The sequence below is a fragment of the Actinoallomurus sp. CA-150999 genome (assembly GCF_050942425.1).
GTDB lineage: Bacteria > Actinomycetota > Actinomycetes > Streptosporangiales > Streptosporangiaceae > Actinoallomurus.
On the sequence record NZ_CP192063.1, the window covers coordinates 11872626 to 11889835 of the forward strand.

Sequence of the window (17210 nt, forward strand, 5' to 3'; positions counted from 1 at the left end):
GGAGTGATGATGTCGTACGACGTGGTGATCGTCGGCGCCGGGCCCATCGGCCTCTTCCTCGCCTGCGAACTCGGGCTCCAGGGGGTGCCCACCGTCGTCCTGGAGCGGCGGACCGAGATCGACCCGACCCTCAAGGCCGGCGGCGTCGCCGGCCGGGGCGCCGACACCCTCATCCGCCGGGGCGTCGTGGAGCTGTTGGGCGACCTGCCCTCGATCGCCGACATGACGGGCGGCCGTAAGCCCGGCGCCGACAGCCTGCAGATGAAGACCGCCACGGCAGGGTCGCCCCCCAGGGGGCACTTCGCCGGGCTGTGGATCCTGCGCGGCGGCACCACCCCGGGCGGAGCGCCGATCATCGCCGGTCAGCAGGTGATCGAGGCCGCCCTCGAGAAACGCGCGATCGAGCTGGGCGCCGACGTCCGGCGCGGCCACGCCCTCACCGGCATCGACCAGGACGACACCGGCGTCACGATCGCCGTCGCAGGGCCCGAGGGGCCGTACGAGCTTCGCGCGGGATGGCTCGTCGGCTGCGACGGAGGGCGCAGCGCGGTCCGCAAGCTCACCGGATTCGCCTTCCCCGGCGACGATGGAGTGATCACCGGTCATCAGGCGCTCGTCGACGTCGACGACCCGGACTTCTTCCCGCGCGGCTGGCACCGGACCGAGCACGGACTGCTCGTCCATGGGCCGATGCCGCAGCGGGTTCTGGCCGTGGAGTTCGACGGGCCGCCCGTCGACCGCTCCGCTCCGGTCACCCGCGAAGAGCTGCAGGCGTCTCTCCGGCGGCTGTCCGGCACCGACGTCACCGTCACCGCCGTGCACAGCGCCACACGGTTCACCGACAACACGCGGCAGGCCGAGACGTACCGCACGGGCCGGGTGCTGCTGGCCGGTGACGCCGCCCACGTGCATCCGCCGTTCGGCGGGCAGGGACTCGCGCTCGGCCTCGGGGACGCCGTCAACCTCGGCTGGAAGCTCGCCGCCCAGGTATCCGGACAGGACCGGGACGGGCTGCTCGACACCTACACGACCGAACGGCACCCGGCCGCGGCGCGCGTCCTGCACAACACGCGCGCACAGGTGGCACTGCTGGCCCCCGGCCCGCGGGTCGATGCCCTGCGCGACATCTTCACCGCCCTGGCCTCGACCGACGAGGCGAACCGCCTGCTCACCGACCTCATGGCCGACCTCGACCTGCGCTACGAGGTGGACGTCGACCATCCGCTCGCCGGCCGCTACTGCCCGGACCTGCCCCTGACCGTCGCCGAAGGCGCGACGAGCGTGGCGGAGCTGTCGCGGAGCGGCCGGCCGCTGCTGCTCGACCTCGATGACCGAGCCGACGTACGAGACGCGGCAGGTCCGTGGGCCGGCCGGATCGAGATCGTGACGGCGCGGACGGAGGAGGCCCCGGCCCCCGCCGTGCTCGTACGGCCGGACGGGTACGTCGCGTGGGCGGGCGAGGACGCCGACGGGCTGCGGCACGCGTGCGCCCGCTGGTTCGGCACCAGGGCCTAAGGGGTGAAGCCGGTCAGCATCGCGGTGAGGCCGAGGTCGAAGTGGTCGTCGGGTTCGGTGGCGTCGGCCGCCTCGGCCAGGGCATTGTAATCGGGCGCATCCGGGGCGGGTCTCCGGCTCCGGGCTCCGGCGCCCAGGCGCAGTACGGCGACGCTGAGGGCGTGCCCGAGGGTGTACTCCCGCAGGCAGCGGACCATCCGAAGGGCGGTGTCCGGCGCGAAGCCCGCGTCCCGGAGCCGGTTGATCATCGCGACGCCGGTGTCGATCGACGCGGGTGAGCGGACCGGCCGGGTGGCGAAGATCGTGACGGCGTGGGGATGCCGCAGCAGAACGTCCCGGAGGCGGTGGCAGTACCGCGCGGCCAGTTCTTGCCAGGTGCCGTCCCAGGGCAGGGAGGCGACGTCCAACTCGTCGAAGATCGCCTCCGCGATGCCGTCGAAGAGCGCCTCCTGGTCCGTGAAGTGACGGTAGACGGCCATCGGGTCGGCGCCCAGCGCGGCGCCGAGCTTGCGCATGGAGAACTTCGGGAGGCCGTCGGCGTCGATGAGGACCAGTGCGGCGGAGACGATGTGGTCGCGGTTGAGGCGCACCCGGGCAGGCCTGGACGGCGATGCCTCGTCGGTGCGGCCCTTGGGCGTCATGAGCGGTAGCGGTCCAGGATCGTGATCAGCCGGGTCGTGAATGCCTCCGGAGCCTGCTGGTAGACCGTGTGGCCGCCGGGGAACGTCTCGCAGGATACGCCGAGCCGCTCGGCGAGTACGAGCGCGGGCCGATGGTAGGGACGGCCGGTGCTGTGCTCGCCGACGGCCGTGCACCAGCGGACACCGGCCGCGCGTAGGGCGTCGAGGTCGGGCCGGTAGCGGAAGCAGGCGGCGGGCAGTTCGCGCTCGATGAGGAGATCGGCGTTGCCCAGCATGCGCGTCATGGTCGACGGCTCGCGCCGGGTGATGCCGCGCAGCACCGACCCGACGGCCAGCCCCCAGCGGGTGGCGACGGCGATCATCGCCTGCCCGAACGCGGACCGGAAGATCCTGGGTGGATCGTCCATCGTCATCGCGCCGAACGCCGCGAACGCCCGCATGGTGCCCTTCTCTCGTCCCAGCCGGGCGATGTCCTCCATGGCCCGCCGCTCGGTGCTGTCGGCGGGCAGTATCTGGATGAGCGGGGGCTCGTGCGCGACGGCTCCCAGGAGCCGGTCGGCGTGCCGGCTCAGCAGCTCCAGAGCGATGACCGCCCCACCGCTGGTACCGAACACCAGCGCGCGGTCGATCCGGTAATGGTCCAGGATCGCGACGACGTCTTCGGCCTGGTCGGACATGTCGACCGGACCGTCGGGCTCGGCCAGGCTGCTGCGCGAGTTCCCGCGCCGATCGAACGTGATGACCGTGAACCGTTCCGACAGCAGCGGAACGACATCCTCGTACACGCCCGCGTCGCCACCGCCACCCGGGATCAGCACCAAGGTCGGCCCCTGACCGGATCGCTCGACGTGCAGGAGCGCCCCCTTGCTCTGGACCAGATCTATCTCGGCCTTCATCGCCTCATCTCCTATGTCTACGCCGTAGATATCTACAGCGTAGACTACATCGTAGACATGACAGAAAAGCTCATTGTTGACCAGATTTCAAAATTAGTCATATAGTCACGACGCTGAGCGGATCCCCCGAATCACAGGAGGGCGTCATGAACACCAACCCCACGGTGCTGATCTCCGGAGCCGGCGTCGGCGGGCCGACGCTGGCCTACTGGCTGGCCGAGCACGGCTTCCGTCCCACCGTCGTCGAGCGGGCGGCGGGCCTACGTTCGAGCGGCAACCCGGTGGACGTCCGGGGCCCGGCCGTGGAGGTGGCCGAGCGGATGGGGCTGCTGGGGCGGCTGCGCGAGGCCGCCACCGAGGTGAAGGCGATGAGCTTCGTCAACGGCTCCGGGCGCCGGGTCGGCCGGGTCGACATGCGGGCCATACAGCAGGCGGCCGGCGGCCGCGAGGTCGAGGTGACGCGCACCGACCTGGCAAAGATCCTCTACGAGGCGAGCCGGGACTCGGCCGAGTTCCTGTTCGACGACACCATCACCTCGCTGCGCCAGGACGATGACGGCGTGGACGTCACCTTCGAGAAGGCCGCGCCTCGCCGGTTCGACCTGGTGATCGGGGCGGACGGACAGCACTCGATGACGCGTCGCCTGGCGTTCGGCCCCGACTCCGAGTTCGTCCGTCACATCGGCATGTACGTCGCCACGATGCCGCTGGACGGCCCGGTGGAGAACGGGCGGGAGATCCTCCTGCACAACACCCCCGGCCGGCTCGTGTCCATCCACCCCGTTCACGGCCGCGCCCTGGCCGCCTTCATCTTCCGCCGCCCGGCGGTGGAGGACTTCGACCACCGCGACCTCGAGCAGCACAAGCGGATCGTCACCGACGCCTACGCCGGTGGCGGCTGGCGCGTACCGGAACTCCTGGACGGCGTGCGCGCCGCCGACGACCTGTGGCTCGACTCCGTCAGCCAGGTCCGGCTCGACCGCTGGAGCAACGGCCGCGTCGCGCTCCTCGGCGACGCCGCCTCATCGGTGTCGCTGTTCGGCGACGGCTCCACCCTGGCCATGGCGGGCGCGTACACCCTCGCCGCGGAGCTGGCCGCCACCCCCGCCGACCCTCAGTCGGCCTTCGCGCGGTACGAGGCCGCGCATCGCACCCTCGTGGATCCGAAGCAGAACAACGTCGCGACCGCCGCCTCGCTGATGGTGCCCGCCACCCGTACCGGAATCGCGGCCCGCAACCTGGCGACCCGCCTCTGGCCCGCCGCCGCCACCGTCGGATGGGTGCGCCGCCGCATCGCCCCACGCCGCGGGTCCGCACAGGTGGCCGCCTGATCGTGCTCGCGGGAATGTCGGAGGTCTGCGACACGCTTGCCTTGCTGCGGGGCCTGAGGGTCAGGAGTGGCGGCGACATTTGAAGGTACGGAAATACGCTCCCGTGTCGGTCGGCCACGCTAGACTTCGAACATGTGTTCTACACAAGGGGAGCGCCTCGCGCGCCTCACCCGAGCGATCGACGACCTGGCGGCTGAGGGCCTCGGCGGCCTTCCGCCGGACGCGTGGGCGGAGCGGGTGGCCGGCATCTGGGCCCTCGTCGAAGGGCTCGATCCCGAGCTCGCCCGCCGCCGCGCCTACTACGAGATTCAAAACTGATTCGCCATACGGCGAACGACGACGGGGGGCGGGCGTCGCCGTCTCGACGCCCGCGCCGGGCGGCCGCACCGCCCGGCGTTCTCAGCCAGCCGGTGGCCGGCTCGAGCCGAACCTCTACTTTCCGTGGCCGCGCAGTCGGCGGTGCTGGCGCGAGGTGACGCGGCGTCGCGCATCCGAGGGCGGATCGGCGGGACGCGCGGCGTCATCCAGGGCGCGCGCCACTTCCACCCGCAGGCGGGGCAGCCGGCGGTGCAGCACGTCACCCGGGCAGTCCGTCTGGTTGTAGTCACGGTGGCCGATGATCGCGACCGACGGGTCCAGTTGGTGGGCCGTGCACAGCCAGACGCAGACCTCGACCAGGGACTCCCACAAACCGTCGGGGACGTCGTCCTTCAGATACGTGCCCTCGTTCTCAATGCCGATCGTGTGCTTGTTGTGGTGCAGCGACTGGGCGCCGACGACGAGTCGTCCCTCCTGGATGGCCTGCAGCGAACCCGCCCGCCCCTCCATGACGTGGCCGCCGCGGCTGATCGTCAACTGCTCGCCGATGTCGTCCCAGCCATTGGACTCCATATGGTCCCGCTGGATCTGCCGGGAGAGCGCGAACGCGTGCGCGCGCGACATGTCCGGCACGTTGGGAGAAGCCGTGTGGTGCACGATGATGTGGTCCGGAGCACGGTCGAGCACCCGAGGCGGGCGCTTGGGCGTCCGTGCACCCCACTCCTTGCGCGTGTACACCCTCGGTGTCGCGTCAGCATTCGCCCACATCATCCCGCCGGCCATCATGACATCGGCGGCGACGACACCCAGCATCGCCCGCAGCACATTCCGGCGTAGCGTCCCCTCACCCACGACCGCGGCCACCCCCCGTGGACGACTGATCGCCAAGCGTAGTGATCAGATCACGGAATGCGAGGAAGCCGGATTGGGCGTTTCACCGGGAAATAACGCCGATGTGGACATCGGCCGGCGCAGCCGGGTGCGTTGGACGCCCGCGCCGTGACGGTCGCGGACGGGCCATAGGACCTCTCCGGTGATCCCTCTCAGCGCTGAGCGCCCGGGTCGACGGGTGGGAGGCCGAACTCGGCGATCAGATCCGGTCCGCCGCCGAAGACGACGACACGGCCGATGCCGCCATCGGTCACGGTGAGGACCGCGAGTCCGAACGCGCGGTGGATGCCATCGCCGTCGCGGTGATAGGCGGCCACGGCGGGCTGTCCGTTGGCTCGGGTCGGGATCATCCGCCAGTCCCCGGGGGATCCGATCACGTACGCGAGGTAGCGCAGGCAGGTCACGCGGCCGGCGAACCAGGTACGGGTGCCCACCATTTCGATCGCGGCGTCGGTGCGCAGCGCCCGTTCCAGAGCCGTCGTGTCGGCGTGCTCGAACCCGGCGATGTACTGCTCGAGCAGCGCCTGGACGTTCGGCTCGGTGGGCTCGCTGAGCTGCCCGCGTTCCGGGGCCACCTCCTCGAGGCGGGCACGGGCCCGCTGCAGCGCGCTCTTCACCGCGGCCGTGGTGGTGTCGAGCATGACCGCGACCTCGGTGGCCGGGAAGGCGAGCACCTCCCGCAGGATGAGCACGGCCCGCTGCCGCGGAGGCAGATACTGCAGGCTGGCGATGAGCGCGAGGCGCAGGTTCTCGCGTGCGGCGGTGATCACCGCGGGGTCCTGTGACTCCGGGCTCACCAGCGTGTCCGGAATGGGCTGCAACCACGCCACCTCGGAGTCGGCCGGATCCAGCGGGGCGTCGGGGTCGTCGCCGGGGCCGCCCAGACCGGACGGCAATGCCCGCCGACCGCGCTGCGCGAGCGCGGTCAGGCAGGCGTTGGTCGCGATCCGGTACAACCAGACTCGCAGCGAGGCGCGGCCCTCGAAGGTGCCGTAGGACCGCCATGCCCGCAGGTAGGTCTCCTGCACGAGGTCCTCGGCCTCGTGCGCCGAGCCGAGCATCCGGTAGCAGTGCGCCAGCAGCTCGCGCCGAAACGGCTCGGCACGGCGGGAGAATTCCTCGGCACCGGGCACGAGGCCCATCCTTTCCGTCATCACCAACGCCGGGCGTCCGAACGGTCGAGGGTCACAGGCCGAGCTTCGGACGTACCCAGTCGGCCATGGCGCGGATCGCCTCGTCGGCCTCGGGCGCTCGGCCGGCGGCCATCTGGAAGGTGTGCTGCATCTCGGGGAAGACCTGGAGCCGGACGTCCACACCGGCCTTTCTCGCGTGCTCCTCCAGCCGGCGGGCGTCATCCAGCAGCACCTCGTCCCCGCCCACCTGGATGTGGACGGGTCCGAGACCGGACAGGTCGGCGTACAGCGGGTTGGCCAGCGGATCCCGGGGGTCGCCGCCCTCGCCGAGGAAGATGCCCACGAGCCCTCGTACGACGTCCGTGGAGAAGAAGGCGTCCCGGTCCCGGTTGGTCCGGTACGACTCCCCGAGGGCCTCCATGTCCACCCACGGTGAGAACGGCATCGACGCGGCGGGCAGCGGCAGTCCTCGTTCGCGAGCCCGGAGCTGGGTGGTGATCACGAGTCCGCCGCCGGCGGAGTCACCGGTGAACGCGATGTGGTCCGCGCTGATCCCCTGGTCGAGCAGCCATCGGTAGACGGCGGTGGCGTCGTCGACCTGCGCCGGATGGAGGTGTTCGAGCGCGAGACGATAATCGAAGATCAGCGCCCGCACTCCGGTCGTCTTGGCCAGATGACCGAACATCTTGCGGTGCGAGTACATCGAGCCGCCCACGAATCCGCCGCCGTGCATGCACAACAGCACGCGATCCTCGGCGCTTCCCTTCGGCACGGCCCACATGGCGGGCAGGCCGCCCGCGTCGGTCTCGAGGTAGTCGACTCCGCGCGGTTCGGCCGTCAGGCCGCCCCAGGCATCGTCCGCGGACTCGGTGTCCGGTCGCTCGGCCTCCGGCCGCTCAAAGGCCAGGCGGGCCGCCGCCCAGTGCCTCTTGACCGCTTCGGACTGCTTGCTCGGCATCGTCTCGTCTCCTTCATTCGCTGCGGAGCCTTCGACAATGCAGACCTTCGACGGCCGAGAAGGAATCGCTCGCCGCCGATGGAAATGCGAAAGGGCCGGGTCCATGGGACCCGGCCCTTCACGCTGATCGAAAGGTCAGCCGGCGAGGACCTCAAGGGAGATCTTCGCGCTCACCTCGGGGTGCAGGCGGACCGCGATCTGGTGGGCGCCGACCGTCTTGATCGGGTTCTTGACCTCGATGCGACGCTTGTCCAGCTGCGGACCGCCGGAGGCCTTCACGGCACCGGCGATGTCGGCCGGGGTCACGGCGCCGAACAGCCGACCGCTGTCACCGGCACGCGTGCGCAGCCGCACCTTGAGCTTCTCCAGCTCGCCGCGGATGGCCTCCGCCTGCTCGACGCTGGCGATCTCACGGGCCGCGCGGGCCTTGCGGATCGAGTCGATCTGCTTCTCCGCGCCGCGGGTCCACTGGATCGCGAAGCCGCGCGGGATCAGGTAGTTACGGCCGTAACCGTCCTTCACCTCGACGACCTCGCCGGGAGCGCCGAGGCCGGAGACCTGCTGAGTCAGGATGAGCTTCATGAAGAGTGACTCCTTTCTCAGCGGGCCGTGCTGGTGTACGGCAGCAGCGCCATCTCGCGGGCGTTCTTGATCGCGGTGGCGACGTCACGCTGGTGCTGGGTGCAGTTGCCCGTCACCCGGCGAGCGCGGATCTTGCCGCGGTCGGAGATGAACTTGCGCAGCAGCGCCGTGTCCTTGTAGTCGACGTAGGAGAGCTTCTCCTGGCAGAACAGGCAAACCTTCTTCTTCGGCTTGCGTGGTGCCGGTTTCGCCATCGTGGTGCTCCTTAGAAGAAGAGCCCCGCTCGCGCGGGAATGGTCGGTCGGATGATGAGTGATGCCCGTACGGGCCTAGAACGGCGGGTCGTCGGAGAATCCACCGCCGCCGCCCCCGGTCGCCCAGGGGTCGTCGGCCGGGGCGTTGCCGCCTCCGCCTTGACCGCCCTGACCGCCACCGAAGCCGCCGCCCTGGCCACCGCCGTAGCCGCCACCGCCCTGGCCGCCGCCACCGAAGCCGCCGCCACCGCCTCCGCCTCCGCCGAAGCCGCCACCGCCGCCCTGGCGCTGGCTCTTGTTCACCTTGGCGGTGGCGTTCTTCAGGGACGGACCGACCTCGTCGGCCTCGAGCTCGAAGACGGTGCGCTTCTCGCCCTCGCGGGTCTCGTACGACCGCTGCTTCAGGCGGCCCTGGACGATGACCCGCATGCCGCGCTGGAGGCTCTCGGCGACGTTCTCCGCCGCCTGCCGCCAGACGTTGCAGGTGAGGAAGAGGCTCTCGCCGTCCTTCCACTCACCGGACTGCTGGTCGCGGAAGCGAGGGGTGGAGGCCACGCGGAAGGTCGCGACCGCTTGCCCGTTGGGGGTGAAGCGCAGTTCAGGGTCGGCGACGAGGTTGCCGACGATCGTGATCTGGGTGTCGCCTGCTGCCATGCGGCTCTCCGGTTACAGATCGTGTGCGTGTCGTGGGTGACAGGTCCTGAGCTAGCAGGAAACGGTCAGTGGGCCTCGGGGCGGATGACCTTGGTGCGCAGGATGGTCTCCTGCAGGTTCAGCTGCCGGTCGAGCTCTTTGACCGTGTCAGGGTTGGCCGTCAGGTCGATGACCGCGTAGACGCCTTCGGACTTCTTGGCGATGTCGTACGACAGGCGCCGGCGGCCCCAGACGTCGACCTTCTCCACGCTGCCACCGCCGTCCTTGACCACGGTGAGGAACTGGTCGAGCGACGGCTGGACCGTACGCTCCTCGATGTTCGGGTCGAGGATGACCATGACTTCGTAACGACGCATGCGGGTCCCAACCTCCTTTGGACTGGTGCGGTCACGGTCTCTCCGTGACAGGAGGGCTCTTGCGTCGCCCCGCGTATCGGATATGCGGGACCGACACAGGTTACCAACAACCAGCAGCTCAATCGGCACGCTTCGCGCGGACGGCTCCCCGCTGCGGGCGGGTGGCTCAGCGGCCTCGGCGCCGGTCGAGCTCGGACATGATGTCGGCCATCCGCGACCGCATGCGCGCCGTCTGGGTCGTCAACATGGACAACTCCTCGACGAGCTCGGCGTCGTCGATGGCGGCCAGGTCACGAGTGATGATCGTCATGGCATCCTCCGTTCGAAACCACGTTCGACACTACCGCGTCGGACCGACAGAACGCTCGCCGCCCCGAGGAGCCCGGCCAGGGGGTTGACCAGCATCGCGACGAGGCACACCCTGGGAGGAAACCCTCTCGGATGGAGGTGGCAGATCGTATGTCACCGGCAGCGATCCCACGACGTAATTTCCCCCGCCAGGAGCATCCCCTGGAGAACTCCCTGGCGATCACCGCCCTGATCGCCGGCTTCGTCGCCTTCGTGACGGGCGCCATCCACGACACGCACTTCATCGCCGTGTGCGTGGGGATCGTGGCGTTCTTCTTCGGCCTGTACTCGCAGCTGGTCTCCGCGACCACGACCGAGCGCTGGCTGAACGTCCTGGGGATCGGCATGGCGTTCGTCGGCGTCGGTCTCGGCCTGTCCCATGGCGGCTTCACGATCTGACCTCGCTTCCGGGCACCGGCCTCGCGCGCTGGATCGGCCGGTCCACGACCCCGGATGCGCTGCGGTCAGCGCGTCCGTCCCACCTCGCGCGTAGGCTCGACGCCATGCTGCGAATCGGAGCCCACGTCGACCGGTCCGACCCGCTCGCCGCCGCGGCGGCGAAGAAGGCCGAAGCGGCGCAGTTCTTCCTCGGCGACCCCCAGGGGTGGAAGGCGCCCGTCCTGCCCGACGGGTACGAGGCGATCCGCGACTCCGACGTCGACGTGTACGTACACGCGCCGTACGTCGTCAACGTCGCGTCGCCGAACAACCGCATCCGCATCCCGAGCCGCAAGATCCTCACCCAGCAGCTCGAGGGCGCCGCGAAGATCGGCGCCAAGGGTCTGATCGTGCACGGCGGGCACGTGCTGAAGAACGACGACCCGCAGGCCGGCTTCGACAACTGGCGGAAGGTCTTCGAGCGGATGGAGGACTACCCCGTCCCCGTTCTGATCGAGAACACCGCCGGCGGCGACAACGCCATGGCGCGCAGGCTCGACCGGATCGCCCGGCTGTGGGAGGCCCTCGACGGCTTCGACGTCGGATTCTGCCTCGACACCTGCCACGCCCACGCGGCGGGCGAGGACCTCGTCGACGTCGTGGAGCGCGTCAAGGCCATCACCGGCCGGATCGACCTGGTCCACTGCAACGACAGCCGTGACGCGTTCGGCTCCGGCGCCGACCGGCACGCCAACCTCGGCGACGGCCAGATCGACCCAGAGCTGATCCTCGCCGTCGTACGCGCGGCCGGCGCGCCCGTGATCGTGGAGACGCCCGGCGACGGGCAGGCCGCCGATATCGCCTGGCTCCGCGAGCACCTCTGAGCCCTCCGCGGTGGCCGGCACGGTCCGCGCCGGCCACTACGGCGGTCACCTATGACCGATCACTCGATCAGCAGTGCTTCACCAGACCGAGGCCGGCGAAGTTCGAGTGCCAGAAGCGCTTGTTGCCCTTGACGTGGGCATGGACCCCTATGCAACCGGCCCGCTTCAGCTTCGACCCGTTTGCCCCGCCTTTACGTCGCGACCGACGGCGCGCGACGACCCGGCCCTTCGGCCCGGCCGCCTTCTCATGCGGCGGTGTGCGGGTCCACACGGTGGCCGTGCTCGAACGCCGCCAGGAAGGCCTCGTCGCCGAGCATCGCCCGGACCGCCCCGGTGATGCGGTCGACGTCTCCACGCTCGCCGGGCGGCAACGGAGCCCCGACGGACGCGCGGGTCGCGGCGGCCGCCCCGAGGATGGCGGCGGCGCGCTCGGGACGACCGAGGCCCGTCTCGGCCCCGGCGAGTCCTTCGAGGGCGAGGGCGATCGCCCGGGGATCCGCGATGGCGCGCGCCGCGGCGTACCCCTCCCGGTGCAGGCGCAGCGCGGCGTCATGGTCACCGCGCTGCTCGGCGATGAACCCGAGCTGGGCGAGGATGAACGCCTCGCCGGCCGTACCGCCGACCTGACCGAGCCAGCCGAGCCACTTGCGCAGGTGCGCCTCGGCCTGGTCGAGCCGCCCCTGCCATCGGGCCCCGAGGCCGAGACCGACCTCGGCGTACTCCTCGGCGGAGCGGTTCGCCTGCTCGATCGCCAGCCGCCGGGCCCGCTCGTGCAGGCGCTCGGCTTCGGCGTGGTCGCCGGTGAGCAGCGCGATCCGCCCCAGCCCCGAGAGGCGGATGGACACCTCCGTCCACATCCCGAGCTCCTCGGCGAGGCCGAGGTAGTTCCGGAGCCTGCGCGCCGCCTGGTCGTAGTCGCCGGTGACCTCGGCGACGACCGTGAGGGCATAGCCCGCCTCGAGGCGTCCCCAGGCGTCACCGAGCTCGTCGAAGATCTCCATGCTCCGGCGTCCGTCGCGCTCCATGGCCGTGAGATCGCCACGGCCGATCGCCAGCTTGGCCCGGGTGCTCAGCGCCGCCGCCGTGCCCCAGCGGTCACCGGCGGCCTCGAAGACCGCCAGCGCGTCGTTCACCCGCGCCTCGTGCACGGCGAAGTCGCCGTACGCCCAGCGGACGAGCGTCAGGAACCATTCCGCCCTCGCCCGGCCGACCGGGTCGTCGACACCCGCGTACGGGTCCAGCGCTTCGGAGTCCTGCGCGGCGGGCCCGGTGCCGTCCGGCGACCACGCCGCCAGGCCCGCCTGCCAGGCCACGGCCGCCGCCCGGCGGGCCGGTGCCGCCGGGCCGTCGACGCCCAGCGCGGTGGCCAGCGATCGGCGGGCCTCGCCGAGCCGACCGCGCAGGAACCAGTACCAGGCCATGGCGTTGACGAGGCGCAGCGCGAGGTCGGCGCCGGCGGGAGCACGCCCGCGCGTGCCCTCCCCGGCGGCCCACTCGAGCGCGCCGCGGACGTTCGCCGACTCGAGGTCGAGCAGCCGGAGCCACTTCCGCTGCAGGGGACCGCGCAGCTCGGCCTCGGCGCGCTCGGCCAGGGCGGCGTAGTACTCCGCGTGGCGGCGGCGAACCCGTACGGACTCCCCTGCCTCCTCGAGACGTTCGAGGCCGTACGCCCTGATCGACTCCAGCAGGCGGTACCGGCCGCCGTCCGCGACGACCAGCGACCGGTCGACGAGACGGGCGAGGACGTCGAGCACGTCGGCGGGCCGCACCCGGCCGCCGTCGCCCGGCGCGTCGGCGTCATCCGAGCAGACCGCCTCGGCGGCCTCGAGGGTGCAGCCCCCCATGTGAACGGCCAGGCGCCGCAGCACCACCCGCTCAGGTTCGGGAAGCGGCTCCCAGCTCCAGTCGATCATCGCGCGGAGCGTGCGCTGGCGGGCCGGGGCGTCACGCGGACCGGTGGCCAGCAGGCGGAACCGGTCGTCGAGGCGGAGCGCCAACTCGCGTACGCCGAGGGTCCGGACGCGGGTGGCCGCGAGCTCCAGGACGAGCGGTATCCCGTCCAGGCTCCGGCAGATCGCCGCGACCGCACGAGCCTCGTCGGCATCCAGGGCGTCGAACACGAATCCCGGTGCCGCCGCGGCGGCCCGCGCCGCGAACAGGCGTACGGCGCTGAACTCCTCGGCCGCCGGTGCTCCGTGCGGGGGCAGGTCGAGTGGCGGCACCGCCTGAAGGTGCTCGCCGGTGACACCCAGAGGCTCCCGGCTCGTCGCGATGATCCGGAGCGCTGGCGCGGCCTTCAGCAGCCGGTGCGCCAGATCCGCCACGGACTCGCCGACGTGTTCGCAGTTGTCGAGCACCAGCAGGAGCGTTTTCGCGGCCAGCGCATCGGCCAGCCGATCGGCGAGCGGCGCGGATCGGCCGGAGGGCAGCACTCCCGAGGCGGTGTCATCGCGGAGGCCCAGGACCCCCGCCACCGCGTCAGGCACTTCCGCCCCCGTACGCGCCGCCAGCTCCACCAGCCAGACGCCGTCGGCGTACGCCGCGACCAGTCCGGCGGCCGCCTCGAGGGCCAAGCGCGTCTTGCCGACGCCCCCGGGGCCGGTCAGCGTCACGAGCCGGGCGGTCTCCAGGAGCGCCCGGGTCTCGGCGACCGCCCCGGCCCGGCCGATCAGGTCGCTCAGCGGCGCCGGCAGGTTCGTCCGGGGAGGCGGCGCGAGCGCCGGATCATGCGTCAGGATCGCGCGGTGCAGTGCGGCGATCTCGGGTCCCGGATCCGCTCCCAGCTCCTCGGCCAGATCCTCGCGCAGCCGTTGGTAGCTGACCAGCGCCGCCTCCTGACGGCCGGCGCGGTACAGGGCCCGCATCTGCGCGGCCCGCAGCCGCTCCCGCAGCGGATGCCGCGCCACCGGCTCGGCCAGCTCCTCGATCACCCGGTCGTGCTCTCCGAGCTCCAGCCACGTCTCGGCCCGCTCCTCCAACGCGGTGAGGCGCTCGTCGTCGAGCCGTGCCGCGACCGTCCGAGTGAACACCTCGTCGGCGAAGTCGGCGTACGCGGGCCCCCGCCACAGACCGAGCGCCTCCGCCAGAAGCTCCTCACGGACGCGCGGCCCACCGGCCTCCCGCGCCCGCCACATCAGGTCCCGAAACCGGTCGGCGTCGACGGCGGCGTCAGACTCCACGGACGCGCTGCCGGATCCAGCGGGCACTGTGCCGGCGGGCACTGTGCCGGATCGAACGGGCGCTGTGCCGCCTCCGGCGGGCACGGCGTCAACGCCCGCGACCGCTCTGTCGGATCCCACGGGCGCGGTGCCGGAGGCACTCGCGGCGACGCGCAGCGCGTACCCGGCCGGGCCGTACGTCACGAGGGCGCGACCGCCCGGTTCTGCGCGCTCGAGCGTCGTGCGCAGCTGGGAGACGCGGGCCTGCAGCGTGCCCACCGCATCGCGCGGCGGCCGGTCACCCCACAGATCGTCGACCAGCCGATCCACGGAGACGGGCCGCCCCTCGTGCGCCAGCAGGTCGGCCAGGAGCACCCGGACCTTCCGGTCGGGTACGGCGACCAATGAGCCGTCATCCGTCCAGACCGCCAGCGGACCGAGCACCCCGAAGCGCACGCCGCCAGCGTAGCCAGCCCCGCCGACGCCGACGGCCCGCGATCCCCACCCCGGAGCCGTACGGCCACGCCCCCGATCGCGGCGTGCGACCACCACTCGCCCCGCCCGCACCGCACGAACCGCCGCCGTATCGCGAGGCCCGCTCGCGCCTCACCCCGCGCACCCGCCCGATCGCGGCGTGCAGCCCACGCCCCACGCACCCGCACGGACCACCGGCCCGATCGCAGGATGCGACCTGTGGCCGTTCTCGCCTGGGCGGGCGTACGGCCGCAGGGTGCGATCCCGGCTCGCCCCCGCCCTGCACCGTACGGGCGCCGCGCGGTCGCGGAGTGCGGCCCGTGGCCGACCCGTAGGGAACCCGTGGCGTGTCCGCCGATCGTGGGGTCCGCACACCCCTGATGAGAGGAACACCGTGAGCACGCGTGAACACGTCACCGTCATCGGCCTGGGCGCCATGGGCTCGACGATGGCCGAGGCATTCCTCGCCGCCGGCCACCCGACGACGGTGTGGAACCGTACGACCGCCAAGGCCGACCCGCTCGTCGCCAAGGGAGCGACCCTGGCGGCCTCACCCGCCGACGCGGTCGCGGCCGGCGACCTGGTCGTGATCAGCCTGGTCGACTACGCCGCCATGTACGACGCCCTCGGCGCTGCGGACGACACTCTGCGCGGCCGGGTGCTGGTCAACCTCAGCTCCGACACGCCGGACGAACTGCGCAGGGCGAGCCGATGGGCGGCCGAACGCAGTGCCGAACTCGTCACCGCGGGCATCATGGTGCCGCCGCCCGGGATCGGGAAGCCTGGCTCGTACGCCTTCTACAGCGGCCCCGACGGCGCCCTCGAACCTCACCGGGAGACGCTGGAGGTCCTCGGCCGCGTCGACTACATGGGCGGCGACCCCGGCTTGGCGATGGTCTACTACCAGGCCATGCTCCTGGTCTTCTGGACGAGCCTGACGAGCTACATCCATTCCGTCGCGCTGCTGCGGACGGCAGGGGTCAAGGGGGAGGCGCTGCGCCCGTACGTCGCCACGATGTTCGACGACCTGGCCGCCGACGGCCCGATGGGCTTCCTGCGCATCGTCACCACGCAGGTGGAGGCCGGCGAGTACCCGGGTGGGCAGAACAACCTCCACATGCAGGTGGTCGGTGCCGGACACGCGGTGCAGGCGCTCCGTGACGCAGGCGTCGACACCACGATGCCGACCGCTTTGAAGGAGCTGTTCGTCCGCGCGGAGGCCGCCGGCCACGGCGCCGACGGCTTCACCAGCGTCGCCGAAGTGATCAAGAAACCGGAAGCCTGACCGCGCCGCCTCAGATCAGGCCCCAGAATCGGCTCACCGTACGACGGCGTCCTCCATCATCGTCGGTGGGTGCACAACGAAGAAGCCGCCGATGAGCACCGAACTCCCGGCGGCTTTCTTGTCTGCGGGGTCAGCGGATGACAGCGACCTCAACGCACTCGCCCTGCTGGCCAGAGCGAGAGGACCTGCGCCAATCCAGGCGCGACGAATCACGATCGGACATGGCTACACGCTCTCGGGTCGATTCGGTCAGTATGTGCCGTATCTTCGGACAGCATCGTGATCGTATCCTCCGGTGTCATCGCCATGACGTTCAGTCGCCGAAAGACGCGCTTGTACGGGTCCACGTCGACCGGTTCCTCCAGCAGCAGTTCTCCGCCGGCCGTCTCGATGTAGGCCGCGTCCGGGTCACCTTCTGGGAACGACAAGAGCGTGAACGGGCCGGACAGGCCCGGATGGGCACCCACCTCGAACGGCAGCACCTGCACGGTGACCTTTGGCATCTGGGCGAGTTCTATGATCCGCTCCAGTTGCGCCCGCATCACTTCCAGCCCGCCGACCGGGCACCGCAGTGCCGCCTCGTGGATGATCGCCCACAGCCGTACGGAGTCCTCACCTTCGAGGATCTTTCTGCGCTTTGCGCGGACCTGGACTCGCTTCTCGACCTCCTCGGTGGACAGCTCGGCCGCGCCGGTGCGGATCAGCTCTCGGGCGTAGTCATCGGTCTGCAGCAGGCCAGGGATAATCAGCGGCTGGAACGTCAGCACCTCCGACGCCTCGGCCTCCAGCCCGATGTAGGCGGTGTACTTCTTCGACAGCATCCGGCTGTACGGCGTCCACCAATCCTTCTGGCCTCCCTCTTTCGCGAGGGTGATCAGCTCTTCGCGGACGGCATCATCGGTGACGCCGTACGCGTCGAGTAGATCGCGGACGTCGCGCCAGCGTGGCTTGGTCCACCCGGCGCGCTCGATCCAGTGGATCTTGTCAGTCGAGCAGCCCAGCGCCTCGGCTGCCGTCTCGACCTCGATGCCGGCCGCGACCCGTAGGCGCTTCAACTCAGCGGACAGGCGGCGTCGCCGCAGGGTGGGCGTGCTCCGTGGCATGGCGTCGATCGTATGGGAGTGCGCGGCTGACGGCAGGGGAGCAGACATAAG

At 71.1% G+C, this 17210-nt stretch carries 19 protein-coding genes; 6 read left to right on the top strand and 13 right to left on the bottom strand.

Features of this window, described 5'->3' with window-relative positions; translation table 11 throughout:
• Positions 1-9: 9 nt before the first annotated feature.
• Positions 10-1515, top strand: a complete 1506-nt coding sequence (locus tag ACQP2O_RS55055; protein WP_433178805.1) for an FAD-dependent monooxygenase — start codon at positions 10-12, stop codon at positions 1513-1515.
• Here ACQP2O_RS55055 and ACQP2O_RS55060 read toward each other — a convergent pair.
• Positions 1512-2156 carry a TetR/AcrR family transcriptional regulator C-terminal domain-containing protein gene (locus tag ACQP2O_RS55060; RefSeq protein ID WP_433178807.1) on the bottom strand — a complete coding sequence of 215 codons (645 nt, stop codon included), beginning with the start codon at positions 2154-2156 and terminating at the stop codon, positions 1512-1514. The genes ACQP2O_RS55055 and ACQP2O_RS55060 overlap by 4 nt on opposite strands.
• On the bottom strand, positions 2153-3052 hold the full coding sequence (locus ACQP2O_RS55065) for an alpha/beta fold hydrolase (RefSeq protein WP_433178810.1): 900 nt from the start codon (positions 3050-3052) through the stop codon (positions 2153-2155). The genes ACQP2O_RS55060 and ACQP2O_RS55065 overlap by 4 nt, the downstream gene beginning before the upstream one ends.
• A 146-nt stretch (positions 3053-3198) precedes the next feature.
• On the opposite strand from ACQP2O_RS55065, the gene ACQP2O_RS55070 reads away from it, so the two are divergent.
• Positions 3199-4383, top strand: coding sequence for an FAD-dependent monooxygenase (locus ACQP2O_RS55070; RefSeq protein ID WP_433178813.1), 1185 nt, complete (start codon positions 3199-3201; stop codon positions 4381-4383).
• A 132-nt stretch (positions 4384-4515) separates the two neighbouring features.
• On the top strand, positions 4516-4701 hold the full coding sequence (locus ACQP2O_RS55075; protein WP_433178816.1) for a hypothetical protein: 186 nt from the start codon (positions 4516-4518) through the stop codon (positions 4699-4701).
• A 114-nt stretch (positions 4702-4815) separates the two neighbouring features.
• Here the strand turns inward: ACQP2O_RS55075 and ACQP2O_RS55080 are convergent, their stop codons facing one another.
• The 8 genes from ACQP2O_RS55080 to ACQP2O_RS55115 all read right to left on the bottom strand — a co-directional run bounded on the left by ACQP2O_RS55080 (position 4816) and on the right by ACQP2O_RS55115 (position 9839).
• The gene (locus ACQP2O_RS55080) at positions 4816-5553 is read right to left on the bottom strand and encodes a peptidoglycan recognition protein family protein (RefSeq protein WP_433178819.1); all 738 of its coding nucleotides are present in this window, start codon (positions 5551-5553) and stop codon (positions 4816-4818) included.
• A gap of 191 nt (positions 5554-5744) precedes the next feature.
• Positions 5745-6725: a sigma-70 family RNA polymerase sigma factor gene (locus ACQP2O_RS55085; protein WP_433178820.1), complete on the bottom strand. Its 981-nt coding sequence runs from the start codon at positions 6723-6725 to the stop codon at positions 5745-5747.
• Between the two features lie 52 nt (positions 6726-6777).
• Positions 6778-7683: an alpha/beta hydrolase gene (locus ACQP2O_RS55090; RefSeq protein ID WP_433178822.1), complete on the bottom strand. Its 906-nt coding sequence runs from the start codon at positions 7681-7683 to the stop codon at positions 6778-6780.
• A gap of 135 nt (positions 7684-7818) precedes the next feature.
• Positions 7819-8265: a 50S ribosomal protein L9 gene (gene rplI / locus ACQP2O_RS55095; RefSeq protein ID WP_360882199.1), complete on the bottom strand. Its 447-nt coding sequence runs from the start codon at positions 8263-8265 to the stop codon at positions 7819-7821.
• A gap of 17 nt (positions 8266-8282) precedes the next feature.
• Positions 8283-8519 (bottom strand): 30S ribosomal protein S18, encoded by a 237-nt coding sequence (gene rpsR, locus ACQP2O_RS55100; protein WP_252781265.1) that lies wholly within the window; start codon positions 8517-8519, stop codon positions 8283-8285.
• Between the two features lie 75 nt (positions 8520-8594).
• The gene (locus tag ACQP2O_RS55105; protein ID WP_433178825.1) at positions 8595-9173 is read right to left on the bottom strand and encodes a single-stranded DNA-binding protein; all 579 of its coding nucleotides are present in this window, start codon (positions 9171-9173) and stop codon (positions 8595-8597) included.
• Between the two features lie 65 nt (positions 9174-9238).
• Positions 9239-9529: a 30S ribosomal protein S6 gene (gene rpsF / locus ACQP2O_RS55110; protein ID WP_433178827.1), complete on the bottom strand. Its 291-nt coding sequence runs from the start codon at positions 9527-9529 to the stop codon at positions 9239-9241.
• Between the two features lie 166 nt (positions 9530-9695).
• Complete coding sequence (locus tag ACQP2O_RS55115; RefSeq protein WP_345444044.1) at positions 9696-9839, bottom strand: hypothetical protein; 144 nt, start codon at positions 9837-9839, stop codon at positions 9696-9698.
• 149 nt (positions 9840-9988) lie between these two features.
• On the opposite strand from ACQP2O_RS55115, the gene ACQP2O_RS55120 reads away from it, so the two are divergent.
• Positions 9989-10276, top strand: a complete 288-nt coding sequence (locus ACQP2O_RS55120) for a hypothetical protein (protein ID WP_433178829.1) — start codon at positions 9989-9991, stop codon at positions 10274-10276.
• Positions 10277-10380: 104 nt separating this feature from the next.
• Positions 10381-11139 carry a deoxyribonuclease IV gene (locus tag ACQP2O_RS55125; RefSeq protein ID WP_433178831.1) on the top strand — a complete coding sequence of 253 codons (759 nt, stop codon included), beginning with the start codon at positions 10381-10383 and terminating at the stop codon, positions 11137-11139.
• A 245-nt stretch (positions 11140-11384) separates the two neighbouring features.
• Here the strand turns inward: ACQP2O_RS55125 and ACQP2O_RS55130 are convergent, their stop codons facing one another.
• Positions 11385-14753: a BTAD domain-containing putative transcriptional regulator gene (locus ACQP2O_RS55130; RefSeq protein ID WP_433178833.1), complete on the bottom strand. Its 3369-nt coding sequence runs from the start codon at positions 14751-14753 to the stop codon at positions 11385-11387.
• A gap of 412 nt (positions 14754-15165) precedes the next feature.
• Here ACQP2O_RS55130 and ACQP2O_RS55135 point away from each other — a divergent pair, with 412 nt between their 5' ends.
• Positions 15166-16056 (top strand): NAD(P)-dependent oxidoreductase, encoded by an 891-nt coding sequence (locus tag ACQP2O_RS55135; RefSeq protein ID WP_433178835.1) that lies wholly within the window; start codon positions 15166-15168, stop codon positions 16054-16056.
• A gap of 130 nt (positions 16057-16186) precedes the next feature.
• Here ACQP2O_RS55135 and ACQP2O_RS55140 read toward each other — a convergent pair whose 3' ends face one another.
• Both ACQP2O_RS55140 and ACQP2O_RS55145 read right to left on the bottom strand, forming a co-directional pair.
• Complete coding sequence (locus tag ACQP2O_RS55140) at positions 16187-16279, bottom strand: DUF397 domain-containing protein (protein ID WP_433178837.1); 93 nt, start codon at positions 16277-16279, stop codon at positions 16187-16189.
• Positions 16266-17159: a helix-turn-helix domain-containing protein gene (locus ACQP2O_RS55145; protein ID WP_433178839.1), complete on the bottom strand. Its 894-nt coding sequence runs from the start codon at positions 17157-17159 to the stop codon at positions 16266-16268. The genes ACQP2O_RS55140 and ACQP2O_RS55145 overlap by 14 nt, the downstream gene beginning before the upstream one ends.
• Between the last annotated feature and the right edge of the window lie 51 nt (positions 17160-17210).

Excerpts from the sequence above, each read along its gene's own strand:
- ACQP2O_RS55125 (WP_433178831.1), top strand. The coding sequence starts at position 10,381 with ATGCTGCGAATCGGAGCCCACGTCGACCGGTCCGACCCGCTCGCCGCC.
- ACQP2O_RS55055 (WP_433178805.1), top strand. The coding sequence starts at position 10 with ATGTCGTACGACGTGGTGATCGTCGGCGCCGGGCCCATCGGCCTCTTC.
- ACQP2O_RS55120 (WP_433178829.1), top strand. The coding sequence starts at position 9,989 with ATGTCACCGGCAGCGATCCCACGACGTAATTTCCCCCGCCAGGAGCAT.
- ACQP2O_RS55075 (WP_433178816.1), top strand. The coding sequence starts at position 4,516 with ATGTGTTCTACACAAGGGGAGCGCCTCGCGCGCCTCACCCGAGCGATC.
- ACQP2O_RS55145 (WP_433178839.1), bottom strand. The coding sequence starts at position 17,159 with ATGCCACGGAGCACGCCCACCCTGCGGCGACGCCGCCTGTCCGCTGAG.
- rplI (WP_360882199.1), bottom strand. The coding sequence starts at position 8,265 with ATGAAGCTCATCCTGACTCAGCAGGTCTCCGGCCTCGGCGCTCCCGGC.
- ACQP2O_RS55060 (WP_433178807.1), bottom strand. The coding sequence starts at position 2,156 with ATGACGCCCAAGGGCCGCACCGACGAGGCATCGCCGTCCAGGCCTGCC.
- rpsF (WP_433178827.1), bottom strand. The coding sequence starts at position 9,529 with ATGCGTCGTTACGAAGTCATGGTCATCCTCGACCCGAACATCGAGGAG.
- ACQP2O_RS55140 (WP_433178837.1), bottom strand. The coding sequence starts at position 16,279 with ATGTCCGATCGTGATTCGTCGCGCCTGGATTGGCGCAGGTCCTCTCGC.
- ACQP2O_RS55105 (WP_433178825.1), bottom strand. The coding sequence starts at position 9,173 with ATGGCAGCAGGCGACACCCAGATCACGATCGTCGGCAACCTCGTCGCC.
- ACQP2O_RS55090 (WP_433178822.1), bottom strand. The coding sequence starts at position 7,683 with ATGCCGAGCAAGCAGTCCGAAGCGGTCAAGAGGCACTGGGCGGCGGCC.
- rpsR (WP_252781265.1), bottom strand. The coding sequence starts at position 8,519 with ATGGCGAAACCGGCACCACGCAAGCCGAAGAAGAAGGTTTGCCTGTTC.
- ACQP2O_RS55115 (WP_345444044.1), bottom strand. The coding sequence starts at position 9,839 with ATGACGATCATCACTCGTGACCTGGCCGCCATCGACGACGCCGAGCTC.
- ACQP2O_RS55070 (WP_433178813.1), top strand. The coding sequence starts at position 3,199 with ATGAACACCAACCCCACGGTGCTGATCTCCGGAGCCGGCGTCGGCGGG.
- ACQP2O_RS55065 (WP_433178810.1), bottom strand. The coding sequence starts at position 3,052 with ATGAAGGCCGAGATAGATCTGGTCCAGAGCAAGGGGGCGCTCCTGCAC.